General features: G+C 57.4%; 12 protein-coding genes. 4 read left to right on the top strand and 8 right to left on the bottom strand.

Annotated elements, in window-relative coordinates; translation table 11 throughout:
- Positions 1–48 precede the first annotated feature (48 nt).
- Positions 49–1,839, bottom strand: coding sequence for a DNA ligase D (gene ligD / locus NKH13_RS09605; RefSeq protein WP_352912382.1), 1,791 nt, complete (start codon positions 1,837–1,839; stop codon positions 49–51).
- A gap of 1,275 nt (positions 1,840–3,114) precedes the next feature.
- On the opposite strand from ligD, the gene NKH13_RS09610 reads away from it, so the two are divergent.
- Positions 3,115–3,243, top strand: a complete 129-nt coding sequence (locus NKH13_RS09610) for a recombinase family protein (protein WP_352912462.1) — start codon at positions 3,115–3,117, stop codon at positions 3,241–3,243.
- 2,149 nt (positions 3,244–5,392) lie between these two features.
- Here NKH13_RS09610 and NKH13_RS09615 read toward each other — a convergent pair.
- From NKH13_RS09615 to NKH13_RS09625, 3 genes are all read right to left on the bottom strand, one after another.
- Positions 5,393–5,605, bottom strand: coding sequence for a hypothetical protein (locus tag NKH13_RS09615; protein ID WP_352716669.1), 213 nt, complete (start codon positions 5,603–5,605; stop codon positions 5,393–5,395).
- 70 nt (positions 5,606–5,675) lie between these two features.
- Positions 5,676–5,936, bottom strand: a complete 261-nt coding sequence (locus NKH13_RS09620; protein ID WP_352716668.1) for a hypothetical protein — start codon at positions 5,934–5,936, stop codon at positions 5,676–5,678.
- Between the two features lie 106 nt (positions 5,937–6,042).
- Positions 6,043–6,219, bottom strand: a complete 177-nt coding sequence (locus tag NKH13_RS09625) for a hypothetical protein (protein ID WP_352716666.1) — start codon at positions 6,217–6,219, stop codon at positions 6,043–6,045.
- Positions 6,220–6,998: 779 nt separating this feature from the next.
- On the opposite strand from NKH13_RS09625, the gene NKH13_RS09630 reads away from it, so the two are divergent.
- Positions 6,999–7,859 (top strand): ATP-dependent DNA ligase, encoded by an 861-nt coding sequence (locus tag NKH13_RS09630; RefSeq protein WP_352912384.1) that lies wholly within the window; start codon positions 6,999–7,001, stop codon positions 7,857–7,859.
- Between the two features lie 2 nt (positions 7,860–7,861).
- Here NKH13_RS09630 and NKH13_RS09635 read toward each other — a convergent pair whose 3' ends face one another.
- The gene (locus NKH13_RS09635) at positions 7,862–8,053 is read right to left on the bottom strand and encodes a hypothetical protein (protein ID WP_352716663.1); all 192 of its coding nucleotides are present in this window, start codon (positions 8,051–8,053) and stop codon (positions 7,862–7,864) included.
- 377 nt (positions 8,054–8,430) lie between these two features.
- On the opposite strand from NKH13_RS09635, the gene NKH13_RS09640 reads away from it, so the two are divergent.
- Positions 8,431–8,724 carry a hypothetical protein gene (locus NKH13_RS09640; RefSeq protein WP_352716661.1) on the top strand — a complete coding sequence of 98 codons (294 nt, stop codon included), beginning with the start codon at positions 8,431–8,433 and terminating at the stop codon, positions 8,722–8,724.
- A gap of 422 nt (positions 8,725–9,146) precedes the next feature.
- Here the strand turns inward: NKH13_RS09640 and NKH13_RS09645 are convergent, their stop codons facing one another.
- The 3 genes from NKH13_RS09645 to NKH13_RS09655 all read right to left on the bottom strand — a co-directional run bounded on the left by NKH13_RS09645 (position 9,147) and on the right by NKH13_RS09655 (position 12,532).
- Entirely contained in the window at positions 9,147–9,671 is a 525-nt protein-coding gene (locus tag NKH13_RS09645; RefSeq protein ID WP_352716659.1) for a helix-turn-helix transcriptional regulator, read from the bottom strand.
- 1,571 nt (positions 9,672–11,242) lie between these two features.
- Positions 11,243–11,473 (bottom strand): hypothetical protein, encoded by a 231-nt coding sequence (locus NKH13_RS09650; protein ID WP_352716657.1) that lies wholly within the window; start codon positions 11,471–11,473, stop codon positions 11,243–11,245.
- A gap of 825 nt (positions 11,474–12,298) precedes the next feature.
- A complete protein-coding gene (locus tag NKH13_RS09655; protein ID WP_352716655.1) occupies positions 12,299–12,532 on the bottom strand; it encodes a hypothetical protein in 234 nt (77 codons plus the stop codon).
- Positions 12,533–13,176: 644 nt separating this feature from the next.
- On the opposite strand from NKH13_RS09655, the gene NKH13_RS09660 reads away from it, so the two are divergent.
- Positions 13,177–14,319, top strand: a complete 1,143-nt coding sequence (locus NKH13_RS09660) for a helix-turn-helix domain-containing protein (protein WP_352716653.1) — start codon at positions 13,177–13,179, stop codon at positions 14,317–14,319.
- The last annotated feature ends 98 nt before the right edge of the window (positions 14,320–14,417 follow it).

Here is a 14,417-nt window from a genome sequence, read left to right on the forward strand (position 1 = left end):
ACGCCGGCGGTTAAGGCCTTCGCGCATGGGACTAACACTTCGCGATTGCTATTGGTTTTTCCGCGTGGTCCAGGAGGCCTTCGCCGGCCGAAATGGGCTCTCCAACGTAAACGCGTCTGGCAAAATTCCCTTTTCGACCTGCGTCCATGTGACTGGAGCGGCTATCGGAAAGCTTGAACGGGCTCGAGGCGAGTAAGCGCCGACAGCTGTGTTGCCGCGGCCATTGCGGAGGTAATCCAGAAACATGCGCCCACAACGAGCCGACGGCGCAGCCGACAAAAGATAGCGATCGGGATGCTTGCTGACCAAGTGCTGCGCCAGCTTTCGGGCATACTGCCGGGCGGCGTCGTGGGTGATCACGGCCTGCAGAGGCGCCATCACATGCAGGCCCTTGCCGCCTGTCACCTTCGGCCAGCTATCGAGTCCTTCCGAACGCAGCATGTCCCGGACCTTCAGAGCCGTCTCGACGATCATCTCCCATTCGACCCCTTCGCCAGGATCCAGATCGATGACAACCCGGTCGGCATGCTCGATATCATCGACGGTGGCGTTCCAGGGATGCAACTCGACAGCGCCTATTTCCACCAAGCCAAGCAGGCCATCAAGATCATCGACCCACAGCCTCACGCCTTCTCCACCCTCGCGCTTCTGAACACGCAGTTGGTGCACGGTATCCGGAATGTCGGGCAATCTGCCCTTATGATAGAAGGTGACCCCGTGCGAGTGGCGAACCAGCTTGAGCGGGCGCCGGCCGAGGTGGACAAGCGCCTTTTTCGCCACCTTCGTCCAATAGCTCATCAGCTCCTCTTTCGACGGCACCAAGGCGTCGGGCAGCAGTTGCAGAATGTTCTCGCGAGGGACGCCGAAACTTTCACTGGACGGCCGCGTCTTGCGAACCAACGGCGTGTGGGCTGGTAAGCTCAGATCATCCCGCAGCCCTTTGAACACGGCTTCGCGAAGCAGCCCGTCATCGGTAATCCCGCTGTATTGGACTTCGGCCTCGACGGTCGGCTGTACCCAAGTCGCCTTGGGTTTGTCTATCGGTTCGGCAAGCGGAGATTTGTCAACGATTAGCGGGTCCAAGCGCTCGCGGACTTCGCGTGCGTCGCTAAGGCTGTAGCCGCTCTGCGCCTTGCCGGCATAGTAGACGCGATTGCCATCTCGGCGGCCGAGGTAAAGCGAGGCAATCCTGCGGGGCCTGGCGCCCAGTTTTTCAACGAAGGCAACAATCGGAAAATTGTCGCTCTTAATGCATTTGAGCTTGAGCCAGCTCTCCTGCCGGCCGGAGCGGTAAGGCGAATCCGCGCGTTTCGAGACAATTCCCTCAAGGCCCATTTCGCACGCGTGCGCAAACACAGTCGGGCCGTCACCTTCCAGATGATCGACATAGACGAGCGCTGGGGGCGCGTCTTTCAACAGACTTTGCAATGCCCGCTTGCGTTCGAGGAGCGGAGCGTCACGCAGGTCTTGGCCGTTGAGCTGGAGGAGGTCGAAGGCGTGGAAGACCAGCTTGGTCGACGCGGCCTTTCCAAGTTCCCGCCGTAGCGCCTGGAAATCCGGACGCCCGGTGGTGCCGAACACTGTCGCTTCGCCATCGATGATTGCCAGCTTCGCTTTTAGCTCAGCCGCAGCGCGGACGATCGGGAGGTATCTGTCGGTCCAGTTGTAGCCGTTTCGTGTGAAGGCCTGCACCCGCCCCAAATGAATGATCAGCTGTGTGCGGTAGCCATCATACTTGATTTCGTGAATCCATCCGCTTCCCTTAGGTGGCTTATCGACCAGCGTGGGCATTTGGAATTCAATGAAGGACAGCCGGCCAACGCCAAGCTCGGTAAGCATGCACCCCTCACTCCAGACACTACAATTCGATTCAATATCGCTGGTTCGAATCGGTTCCGAAACAAAGCGTAGGTCGGGGCGCAGTTCGCAACCTCTCCATAATTGGCGATCTCTTGACGACCGCCGAGACCTACGGCAATGATCGCGCCCGCCTGCAGGACCGTGACGGCAATTGCCACCTCGTCGCCGAGTTTTTGCCGTCGGTCTCTCTCGAAATCCTTGTCGCGATATCCGCTCGGATCACTGGATCCTCCGGCAGGTCGCTCGGAAGCCATTCAGGGAGATTGTCGCCATCGTTCTTGTCCATGGCACCAACAATGCTTTCTGCCTTATTTACGTTCCAGATTTCTAATGTACTATTTTACGAGGGGTTTCGCTCACCGCGTCAATGTCAAATAAGCGTCGAATAAGCCCGCCCCCTCCGGGAGAGGACGCGGCCGGGCCGATCGGTGAGAGACTTGCTGCGTTAAGATGAACCGCCGCGCCGGTCGGGTGTTACAGCAGTAAAAAGTCCCGCCGCACATGCCAGGACGGCGGGACCCGATCAAGCGACTTGCACCAGGCAGGGGGGATGCGGGGGGTGGGCTTGCCCGGTTGCGCGCGGACCGTCAGGGACCATAGGCGCATCAGTTGCAATGCGTCCACCAATCAACGGTTGGATCACTAGACTAGCTTCGCCCATCGCAACGATTTCGGGAACTGGTCAGATCATCCCGGGTCGCTATCGTCAGCATCCGAATGAAAGGAACGCAAGGCCGCCGATGACGTCCTACAAGTCACGCTGCGAGCTGATCCTCGTGGGCATCCGCGAAACGAGCAAGGAGCGCCAGGGGCGGTCATTAAAGCGATCGGGGCGAGCGGCGGAGCCGAGCCGAAATGGACATTTGGCTTCCCCCAAACCACTGCCTCACCAAGCCGTCTTTCCGAATATTCTACGGACAATCTCGTCTTCATTCGCATCAAAGCAGCGGCCGTGACTGAGAAACACCCGCCGCGGTTGCCACGACTGGAGTTTGCCTATTACTGCCCGTGCTTTCTGCCGATGCAGGAGAATTGGCAGCCGCATGCCAAGGAAGGTCCGCCCGTGCGGGTGAGCCATCCCCGTCAGCTTCGTCACCGTGCGCCAAGGCTCATCGATCATGTCCAATTCGAGATTGATGATCGTGTCTGTAAGAATCAGTCGGCAAGATCCGCAAGGCTCAGAAAGCCGCTGCAGAGCGCCGTACGGCCATTGCCGACGGCTTCGCATCCAACGTCCTGCCTATTATCAGACAAATTCAGGCAACGGGCGCATCCATGCGGAAAACGGCCGCCGGCCTCAATGCGCGGGGTATCCCGACGGCTCGCGGTGGCACATGGGCAGCAACGCAGATCAGCGATACTTTGAAGCGTAGCGTGGTCTGAAGGCGCAACCGAGGGCATAGACGTGCTGCTACATCAAACAAGCGCAGGAAAAATCCCTCAGTGGACGGCGTTCCTATTTGCGGCGAGCTTCTATAGTGCCCGCGACTGTTAGTAGTTTCATTGGAGCCACGAGCCTCAGCTCCGTCGGGAAGTCCTCCAGTCGCTTCAATCGTACGACGGGTAAAATACAAAACGGCCGTCACTGGCACGGTTGCTGGCCACAGCGATCCGGGGATGACCGATCTGTCGGTGGCCGAATTTCCTTCCAACTGACGGTTGGTGGACGCGTTGCAGATGATGAGCCTAAAGTCCCTGACGGTCTGCGTGCACCGGGCAAGCCCACCCCCCGCATCCCCCAGCTTGGCAAGTCACTTGATCGGGTCCCGCCGTCACGGGGCATGTGCGGCGGGACTTTTTTGTGGTCCTGGTGGAACACTCGTCTGCGATTCACGATTTGATCAAGCAGCAGCGTGCCCTCCGGTCAGAGGCACGCAAAAAGATAGGACTGCGACGCTTGGCCACTTGGACATAGATGAGAGAGAGCAGCGCACGTCAGATGCTGCACGGTCATTAATCGATGTCGAGCGCGCGGCCCGAGACGCAAAGACGGCTCGGCTCCGGGAGCAGCGGCTGAAGGCTGAGAAAACACCCTCCTTGGAAACACGCGATGGAACAGCTTCGCAGTGAAATGGCTGTTTTGGCGGACCCCGGCTTTTGGGTAGCGCTGGCGGTCGTTCTGGTTCCCTACGGGGCCGGCGTTGCCCTGCTTCTGTGGGTAGCTAGTCCCCCGGCTCTGCAATAGGGCGGCTAAAGGGTTTCATCTTCCCTCAATCGCTTCAATCGATGACGCCGCATAGCGGTTCGTTAGGCCTGTTTGAGGCCGTGATGGGACTGTCTCCAATGTTTATCGACCGTCTTCGAAGCGCTCGGTAGGCGGGCAGGCATGCATCATCTCCCAATGGGTGTCGCCCTCGCCATTTCGCTTGCATTCGGTTTAGTCGTGACGGCAATTGCCGCGAAGGATCAGTCGGAAGGCTGCGGCACGCGATGCTCATCCGTCCTTGGCGATGTTCCCATGAGGGGCACGCGACACGATGTGGAGGCGGGACCGAACATCGGGCACACCGAGCCCTAAACTGAGGGCCGTAGCATCCCCTCCTCCTTCGCAGCCTCGAAGGCCATACGTGCCTCTTCTGGTGCCCGCCAATGCCTCTGTGCAGAGCTGCACAGCCTTCTTACACTTGGGTCTCTTCTTGGTCAGATGGATTTCTGAGCCGTCGGGAAATGCCAGTGGATTCTACGTGTCATTGTCCGCTATTGACAGCCGAAGGGCATCGGCAACTTCGACTATGGCGTCTCTTATCTCTTGGTCTGTCGCGACCAAATGAGGTGCCGCCTCCCGAACCCGGCGTAACGCGACAGAAATCGATATTGTGTCCTCCCAGTCAGCCCTGTTGAGGACTGCATCAATTGCCTGCTCCAAAACTGGATTGATCCTTGCAACGCCCATCCAACCCCCCGGTTGTAAGGGTTCGATGATACTACCGTGGTCTTAAGGATCAATTCGATGTACGAAAGCGAACGGAAGGGGTCGGAAGGCTGTCCCCGCTCTTGTAGTGCCGGAATAATCACAGCGAGGCAAACATGCACCGCCAAGTTTCACTGAGGGCGACGGTTGGTCCACTTCAGGAGTTCCTTAACTCCTGCCACTGCGTTGTTGACGTGGTACGTCACATTGGGACCTTCAGTCCTGACGTACACCGGAGGGGAGAACCAATGGTTTGCCATGAGGGGAACTTAGGGCGGCAGGATCAGGCTGCCCACACAGTCGCAGCGCCACACGCATTTAGTGAACAAATGCAGCCCTCCCCGGTCAAGGACTCGCAGCGGTCGATCCGTCTCGGTGCAGCCACTGTCGGGGTCCGTCGCCATCCCTTCGAGGCGGCGGACCTCCGACTAGAGTGGAAACTAGAACGTCGGCCCGATCTCCCTAGTGAGATCAACAGCCACTTCAAAACGGCTTCGTCCGTTTCGGCAGGTTCACCGAAGCGCCGGTCGCGTTCAACGATCCTGTCCTGTATCGACATAAGGATTTCATACCGAGCGACAACGCTCGTCAGGATTTCCTGATGACGGGAGACTTTCCGCGCTACAATTGGGCATAAAGTCGAAGGCGTTCATAAAGAACTGCCTCCTCGAACTCGCCCTCCGAGAAGAGTTCCATAGCGCTCACGCTCAGGCGCCCCGCCCGCTCGCTTCCTACTGGAATGCTTTCCTCGGCGCATACACGATCAAAGACCTGCTTCAACAGAATCAGGTCGCCAGGATAGGCAATGCCACTCATTGAGCTGCTGCTGGTCATAGACTGTTCCCATTGGGGGCGGACGCGGCGGGCTCCCTCTAGCCGAGCCCAATGCCAAATCGCCTAGGCTTCAAGTCGCACGACCCAGAGCGGATGAAACTACAGCCGCTTCCGTTCCCGGCAGTTCGAACAGCATGGGCAGATGGCGACACTCGGCTTCGTCCACGATCAGCTCCTCGATAGTCGCGATGGAAAGATGGCTTTTAAGGCGCAGCCGGACAACCGCCGCGAGTTTGTGAACGGGGACCGGCACCGCCCCGGCGTGATGGGCTAGCAGACTATTGATCTCAGCAACTACCTTTGGATCGACGGCGTGGGGTAATGGTAGCATGGAAGCCTCCCCTTTCGGAAGAATAACTATAAGCCGATGGGGACGATGAGTCTGGCCACGTACGTTTTTAACCAAACATCGTGGGCAGTTCACGGCCAACACGTACTCACTCGTTGTCGGCCTGATCGATTTCATCAAGCAAAGACCTATGCTCATCCGGCAGCCCCTCTTCTAGGGGAAGATTTAGCGCCTTGCGAAGGTAGTCGCGGATGGCTTCTGACGTGATCCACCGTCGTATAAGGCCGGCGATAACCTTCTGCTTCCTTTTGTCGACCTCAACCATTGGCCGAGCCTGCATGCTACATACAACGAACCAGCGAGGAGCCGGACTTGTTCCTCGGGAATGTTTGGTAGAAATTTCTGAGCGGGGGATGAGTGGCTCGCGTGCCCCCCCGGCGCGCTATGCGGTTCAGTTCGAATTCCGTCCTGGCACGTGCGGCGGGAAAACCGGGGCGGCTTCTACGTCCGTCACCTATCCATCGCGAACGGCTCATGCTCGGGAAGGTGATGATGCAGCACTTCGACAAGGTTTCGCTTGTCGAATGTCTGCCCGCACATTGGACAGAACTCCAAATGCCCCGGTTCGTCGTTGTCCGGCGACCCGTGGATTTTGCCCTTCATAGTTGGCGGATTGTGCTTATCCCGTCTCACGTCGTCACCCATCATAACCTGTTGGGATAGCCCGACGGCATTTGGGGGACGATTGGCCGCTGGGCCTACCTACCGGCTGAGAGCGTTCGCCCCAGCTGGGCCGGATAATACGCCCGTTCATGCATCATTGCTAATTTAATAAAATGATCATGGTACGTTCCCCTAGGCGCCAGTGCGATCGGGCCTAGACTGATTCCGTGCGTAAACCAGTGAGTGCAAGGGCCGCCTCGAGTTCATTCCGCCGATGCAGCCCAAGCTGGTTTCAAAGCCGCCCGAGGGCGAACACTGGATTCACGAGGTCAAGCTCGACGGCACCGCAACGTCAGTGGATGCGGATTGTTGCCCACAGCGTATATTTCTGGAACCTAATATAACCAGAAGGATTGAATGGCGGTCTCGTGAGTGCCGTTCATGCCTTTGCCGTTTGTAGAGCCGTTGATGCCGACCTTGGTGGATAAGCCTCCAGAAGGAGGCGACTGGATCCACGAGGTCAAGTTCGACGGCTACCGCTCGCAGGTCATCATCGACGAAGCGGGCACGCGAATCTTCACGCGCAACGGAATGGACTGGACGGCGAAGTATCCCGACCTGGTCGAGACGGCCAAAGGACTTGTTGTCGACAGCGCCATCATAGATGGGGAAATCATCGTTCCGAATGAAGCTGGTCTCGCCGATTACGCTGCTTTGCGGAAGGCGATTACCCGTCGCCAACATGACCTCTATTTCGTCGCCTTCGATCTCCTGCACCTCAACGGTCATGACCTACGCGACGTGCCCCTTGAACATCGGCGCGAACTGCTGGTTGGCTTGATCCCTGCGGCAAGTCGCATCCAATTCAGTGAAGCTCTTCCGGGGGAGGCCAAAGCTATCTTTCATCTACTTGATAAGGCCGGTCTGGAGGGGATGGTCTCCAAGCGCCGTCGCAGTAAGTATCGCAGCGGGCGGTCGATCAACTGGCTGAAAGTGAAGTGCTACACCGTTGAGGAATATGAACTGCTCGGCGTCGAGCGCGAGGCGGGCAAGCCAGCCTTCGCCCTGATGGGTGAGATCGGCACGCGCAAATATGTCGGACCTGCTTTCATCAATTCGAGCCGAGCGATCCGCGAGCGGCTATGGAAACGGGCCCAGGAACATGCGGGGCCACCGCCCAAGGGCATGAAGCGGCCAGCGACGCAATGGGTCAAGCCGGGGATCAAAGCCCGCGTGAAGCACCTCAGGGGCGAGGAGGACTTACGACACGCATCGTTGCAAGATTTTTGGGATGAGAAATAATCCTACCGGGTCAGCCGTTCGACTGTTTCGATTATGGCCTTGGCCAGAGCCTCGCCCTCGTGCACGGGGCGGGGGCCGTAGAGCACGTTCACCGGTTCCTCGCTTGGCAGCACGCCGGCCGGACAGGTCAGCTCGATCGCCATGCGCACGAGCTGCAGGCCGCTGCGCTCGCCATATTTGTAGTTTTCATCCATCCCCGGATTCTGGTGCGACTCCGGCGGCCGTCAAGCACCTAGTCAAGGGAACCGACCATTTGCAGGATCAGCGTCAGCAGGATAAATCTAAAGGCTGACCCAAAAACTCCCGCCAAAAAAAGGTGCGTTCTTTTCGACGCATGGCCTCCCTCCCAGAAGTACCCCTTGAGGCCTTAAACCACGTTTTTTCGCTTTGGCGAATATGCGCCATCGACTTAGGTGCGGGCCTGTGGATAAACATGGGGGACACCAAACTCCGCCTGGCCAAGGATGCGGGTCCAGTTCGTCGCTCATCTGGTCCTTTCTCGGCTTAGATTGGTCGAAAAGATTCCACACCCGGTCTTGACGATCAAGGAAAATGTTCCTTTTCTGTTCTCATGGCGCACGATCCTATCGACACGCTGGGCAAGGCGACCCGGCACAACATGCTTGTGAAGGCAGAATGCAGCTGCGGCAATGTCCGCTACTTCCGCTCCGCTGACCTGATGATGGTGTATGGCGGCGGCGTCGATCCCCCAAAGCTGAAGTTCGATTGCAGCCGCTGCAAGCCGACGGTGAAGATCACGCTCCTAGAGGTGCACCCGGAGCACCTGCCGAAACGACTGATGATCCACAAGCCAATGAAGATCGACGGCAAGATCCATTGGGCCACCGAACGGTTCCGGGGGTGACAAAAGGCTGGACAGTTCAGGGGCTGATCGTAGCTGGGGCGGCGAAGGGCACAATCGGGTATGATCGTGCCGTACTCACAGCCGGTGCCGAGCAAAGCCGTCGAGCGAACAAGCGATCTGTGACCGACCCACTTGAACCGGCCGAAGCCGCACCCGGCGCTTGAATAATTCAACCGCTGCAAAACTCAAGCTTGATCAAGCCGAAAATCTGTAGACTAAAAACCCGCTCGTTGCAGAACTTGCAACTTCGGGCCAAAGTGGTGCCCCGAACGGGAGATAGGCTGTACCCTATCTCCCCGCCCTCCGGGGAGCCAACTGGCATCCGGGGTTTGCGGAACTTGTCGCTTATTAGGGGACACCGCGAACCCCATGAAGTCAAAAGCGTTTCGGGATTGGCTGTTTGATGCATCCAAGCGACGCCCTTATGGCAAGACTGAAATGCGCCCAAGAAGAGCCACCAGTTCCGCCTGACGTTTCGTTTCGGTCTTGGCGAACAGCGAGGCAAGCTGGGAGCGGATCGTGGTGCGGCTGAGGCGCCAACTGCGGGCAATTTCCAAAGGCGCATCGCCCTGAGCCAAACGCAACGCGAGGTGCGTTTCCGCGCTCGTCAAGCCAAACATCTTTTGCAGTGTCTGAGGATTTGGCCCCGACCTGTTCTCGCGGTCCAGCAACGCCACAATGCTCGTTCCGTCAGGAGCGATAAACCCGTCCTCATCCAATATCACCGGCCTGTCGCCGCTGCTGCGGATCACTACCCACGATAGTGAGCCCGGCAGGAAATGGGCCGGAACATTCGCGATCAGCCGCCTCAAGGCCACCGAAAGCCCGCTGGCCGTATCGGCCACTTCGCCCTGGCGCTCCAGCGTGGTTTGAGCGGCGGCGTTCCATTCGACCACTTTCCTCTCGCGGTTCAGCACGAGATAGCCGCAGCCGATGCGATCAAGCATGCCGGTTATGGATTCCAGGCTGCGTGCTCTTGGCTCCCCGACCCCTGCGCCCAGTCGATCTGATGCACGATCTGAATAGGCATAAGAGGGCCCCTTCGTATGCGCCTCACGGTCATACTTGGTCCTCATCACAATGTATCGGTTGCCGGCTGCAGCTTCAGTGTGTCTATCGATCAGAGTCATTTTCTACCCCTGCCCAAAGTTTCACCAGCCCGAAGCAAGTGGATTCCTCAATCCACGCTTCCACAATACGCGATTCTATACGAACCAAATTGAAGATTGTCGTTAGCTTCGCATCCAGAAACTTATCTCGGAATGCATTTCTTAAGATTTCTTCATGCCGCCAAGCTGCCGATAGTATTCCTGCTCACCTGTTTCCGACACCACACAGCCCTCCCACGAAACGGCAAGATTATCAGAACTTCGTACAGCTCTTTTATCTCAAAACTGACCATAAATATGGGAGATCCCCATGACCACCACGGCCACCACGCCCCGCTCAACGAGCGTTACGAGCACCACCGAGTCAGCCAAGCCGTATCGCGGACGGCGGATGTCAATTTCCCGAAAAGCTCAACCTCAGGGGGCAGCATAGTAAGCAATCTGCCTACGGTCTGCAGGACTAGCATCAACAGAAAAAACCCAAAGAACGACCCAAGAACCCCCGCCACCATAACGGTGCGACGCTTGCCTCGCATGCTTCCTCCCTAGAAAGCGCTTCTCCCTCAGGGGGTAGACATCGCTGCTAGCTAGAAAGCCAGCTAATTGTCGTGGGTGTGTTGCTTGCTCGACCACCAGATCAGGTAGATTGATCCCATCCTAAGCACCGGGACGCGCCTGTCGCGCTCACGGGTAGGCAACTCGCGATAGGTTTTCACCTTCAGAGGCGCGACAACGCAAAGTTCACCGGCCCGGCCTATTTGACAAGCGCGCAAATGGCATATGCTGTCAGCGTCCAAGCCGTTGGGAGCGTAGTGGCTACATGCGCTTGTGCTACCCACCCCGGAGCTGGGGAAGTAACCGGCAAGCTCCTAGAAATTAGAGCATTTGAATTTGACGCGCTGGCACCGCCACCTATCACGACTTTTGGCTTGGGACACCAAGCCTGTGCGGATTTGTCTGGGCTTGTATCACTCGCACTTGCATAGCGGGTGATTTCCCAACCGCTGACGCCGTCCTTCCCCGCTGGACCCTCAGCCCCCATTGCACCTTTAGGTCCCTGCTTGCCGGGCAGACCTTGTGGACCGACAGGCCCTTGGGGCCCTGGGGGGCCCGCCGTTGCGCAACCTGCAAGCAACGCGACACATGCTAGAGTGGTAATAATTCTCATGATCACCTCCCCGGTTTCCCGGTGAGTTTGACGACAAAAACATTCGCCAAATCGAGCGAATGTATCACCACGCGATTGTCGTGGATAGGAACGCGATCGGCGGCTAACCGAACGTCGTATATGCGCCGTGACGACGGGCAGCCAGCAATCGTGGCGTAAAGTGTTGACGCACCTTCCTTGCGGAGTCTTCTCGGTTTCGCCTCATGTGAAACCCTTGCACAATTCCCAGGCGCTCGCCCGGTCATTTTTGCCCGCCCTGGGGCGCCGACAACGCTGCGTCCTTCTTCTTTTTCAAGCGCTGAGGCACTTTAGATCGGACCTCCGCTACGCCGTCAGCAGACTTCTTCCGCAATTGAGGCGTAACAAATTTGTCGGTGATGAAGTGTTCCAAGCTGCCAATGAGAGGATCGAGATCCTTGAACGAAGGGTTCCAGCCACGATGGGCGGAAGCATTGCCGGCATTTATCAGCACCTCGAAATTGTCGCGTTGTGACGGGGTATCAGGCCCGAGTCCTCCATAGTTTTGAGCTTGGCTTCAAATGCCTGCTCTGGATCGACGCCAAGAACTTCCGATGCCACATCGAAGGCAGAGCGGATCCCGATTGCTGCGAGGATATTCAGATCGTGGTCAAGAGCTTTATAAATCTGAAACAGGCAAGCTTCTAGATCGGCTGATTTGTCATGCTCAATGTAGCTATTCAGCCTGTCTAACCAGGCGGTCGCGCTTAAATTTAGCCGGCCAGCTCTTAACTAGAATGTCGTGTAACTAGAATGTCGTGCTCATACTCGACGTTTCCAGCGCTGTCATATCCAACAGGATAGTGCGACTCGGAATCGGTGAACTCCGACTGGGCAAAGACATGATCACAGCCGCAGCAGACGAGCAGATACCAATCCTTCCACCATCGTAGTTCCCTTCGCTGCCAGTTACGCGGTGGTGACCTTTGATTTCACAATTCCGCTCGCCTTTGCACGATGCGCAGAACGCTTTCTGCCTTGAACCGATTCTGTTCTGCTCGCTCACGCAACTGCCCTTGTAATTCACGCCTATTTAGATAGACCTTGTCGCAGGAAATGAGTGAGAGCGCGAGCCAGAACAACCGAGGAACGAGTTGCTACGCTTTTTGCAACGCAACGCTACGGTATCGAACGGGGCGAGGCGTCACGAACAGCGCAAGCAAGCTTCGAAACCGTTGAGGGATAAGGCTTTGCGGGTACGCGGCGGGATGGCTAGGGATGGCTGGTAGCGAATTTCAAGTCCGGTGCCTTGGCAACAGCGCGTCGCGACTGAACGGATTCATGCGACGCGCCTTCCCGCAGCCTTTTGCCGACGAGACTTGACCGCCTCAAGCAGTTCGCGCTCGCTGGTGTGAGCATTTCGAAAAATGGCCACAACCATTACTGTCAAGATTTCGGCCGCCTGGTCCAAAGGGTCGAGATGCTCATCCGCGCAGACCTGATCGAACACGCGTTCGCAAATAGCCAGGTCATGAGGGCTGAGGCAGGTGCGATTGAAATGCCGACGCAGCATCTGTGCGAACCTTTCAGGGCCCGCTACCGTGCTTGCGGCGGGCTTTTGTTGATGAACCGCTGAAGCGATGGCTGTTTAAGTGACAACGTCATCCGCAGTGCATAGGAATCAATTTACTTGGTTCCTGACTGCTCCGTTATTAGTCCTAGCATAAGCGCACACTCACGGGCTTTATATTGTCCGGTAATCATAAGTCTATAGTAATCCTGCCGCTTGTTTTCCGGGACGTGAAATCCGCGCCGAAATTCGGCTGCCTCTTTCGGAGTTCGAGTGCAACCGAGTTTGCTGGCGGTGACTTTCAAACTCGCCAGTGAGCATCCGACCTTTGCCGCAATGTTTTTCAACGGCTCGTTGTTACCGTATCCATCCAGAATTATCCTGCGACGAGCTTCGCTGTTGAGCCTAGTGGCCATTTTGGTGGTCTCCTCAACTGATATTCCACGATGCCCGATTCTATACGCACCAGGTTGAAGAGTGTCGTTGGCGTCGCATCCAGAAACTTATCTCGCAATGCATTTCTTGCCGTAATCCAGCGTGATCGCCGTTTCACTCGACTCGAGTTCACCAGTCTTGCCAGATGCCCGAAGTACACCACATGATTGAGACGGGCATGGGCATACCCGATTCGGATATGGCACCACGCGATGGACACTAAGAGGCAAGACGAGGTCCGTGCGGGGCAGCCGCGGGACCGTGATCGGCGTCGTTGGCCACGCGAAGATCAACCCCACAATGAGGACGCTCCATCGCCCGCGCCGGCGTTCGAACCTCTGCCCTTTTCGACGCTGGAACTGGCGCCAGAGGATCAGTTCGCCGCTTGGCAAGCGCATATGGCGCCGCTTGTCGAGGTCAGGTTGCCGGATGACAAATCGTTGAACGATGGCTTTCCCGCCGACCACACGGCTTGGAATCTCGGTGGCATGCTGATGATTCAACAGCGCGCGCCGGCACATAGCTTCATGCGTTCCGCCGCGAAGCTCCGATCCAGTTCGATCGATCACTGGTATATCGTCTTGCCTCGTACCGGCCGGTCGTGGACGGAGATCGATCGCCGCGTTGCGGAAAACCAGCCGGGCAAGTTGGAGATCAGATCACTTGGCTATCCGTTTCGCGGGAGGGTAACTGACTCGGAAAGTCTCGTTCTCTATCTGCCGCGTGATTTGTTCTCTGATGCGGCGTCAACCCTCGATGCAAAGAACAATTCAATTCTGTCCGGTAACTTTGCCAACCTCTTGGTCGACTACGTCAACAGCATCGAAGCAAGGCTGCGCAGTCTCACCGCTGACGATCTACCCCGCATTGTGCACGTAACACGCAGCATGATCATTGCCTGCCTCGGGCCTCCGGCCGAACAGGCTGCGGCCGCCGAACAATTGAGAAGTGTCGCCCTAATGGAGCGAGCGCGTCGATACGTCCAAAACAATTTGGATGCAGCTCATCTCACACCGGATTCAATGGGCCGGGCGCTCGGCGTATCGCGCTCTCGTCTCTATCAGGTGTTCGAACCGAGCGGTGGCGTTCTCCATTACATACAAAGTCGCCGACTTATGGCAGCCCATGTTGCGCTTAGCGATCCAGCGGACAGGCGGCGCATTGTTGAAATTGCTGAGGCCTTTGGGTTTAGTTCAGCGGCTAATTTCAGCCGAGCATTCAGCAAGGAATTCGGTTACAGCCCCCGCGAAGGCCGCAGTACTGTGGTATTGCCGCGCCCCGCACACTCTGTTTCGCATGCCGGAGACAAGGAGGCCTCTTCCTTTGAAGGTTGGCTCAAGGCGCTCGGAAACTGACTACAGGATCGCGAAGCTGATTGGGCTGACTCAGGTGCCCGGGGCGGCGAAGGTCACGCCGCCTCATGGACCACAATATCTTCGTGTCGCGCCTACTG

This window comes from Mesorhizobium sp. M1348, assembly GCF_040317925.1.
GTDB lineage: Bacteria > Pseudomonadota > Alphaproteobacteria > Rhizobiales > Rhizobiaceae > Mesorhizobium.

Excerpts from the sequence above, each read along its gene's own strand:
- NKH13_RS09640 (WP_352716661.1), top strand. The coding sequence starts at position 8,431 with ATGGCGCACGATCCTATCGACACGCTGGGCAAGGCGACCCGGCACAAC.
- NKH13_RS09660 (WP_352716653.1), top strand. The coding sequence starts at position 13,177 with ATGGACACTAAGAGGCAAGACGAGGTCCGTGCGGGGCAGCCGCGGGAC.
- ligD (WP_352912382.1), bottom strand. The coding sequence starts at position 1,839 with ATGCTTACCGAGCTTGGCGTTGGCCGGCTGTCCTTCATTGAATTCCAA.
- NKH13_RS09615 (WP_352716669.1), bottom strand. The coding sequence starts at position 5,605 with ATGACCAGCAGCAGCTCAATGAGTGGCATTGCCTATCCTGGCGACCTG.
- NKH13_RS09635 (WP_352716663.1), bottom strand. The coding sequence starts at position 8,053 with ATGGATGAAAACTACAAATATGGCGAGCGCAGCGGCCTGCAGCTCGTG.
- NKH13_RS09620 (WP_352716668.1), bottom strand. The coding sequence starts at position 5,936 with ATGCTACCATTACCCCACGCCGTCGATCCAAAGGTAGTTGCTGAGATC.
- NKH13_RS09630 (WP_352912384.1), top strand. The coding sequence starts at position 6,999 with ATGCCTTTGCCGTTTGTAGAGCCGTTGATGCCGACCTTGGTGGATAAG.
- NKH13_RS09625 (WP_352716666.1), bottom strand. The coding sequence starts at position 6,219 with ATGGTTGAGGTCGACAAAAGGAAGCAGAAGGTTATCGCCGGCCTTATA.
- NKH13_RS09645 (WP_352716659.1), bottom strand. The coding sequence starts at position 9,671 with ATGCTTGATCGCATCGGCTGCGGCTATCTCGTGCTGAACCGCGAGAGG.
- NKH13_RS09655 (WP_352716655.1), bottom strand. The coding sequence starts at position 12,532 with ATGCTGCGTCGGCATTTCAATCGCACCTGCCTCAGCCCTCATGACCTG.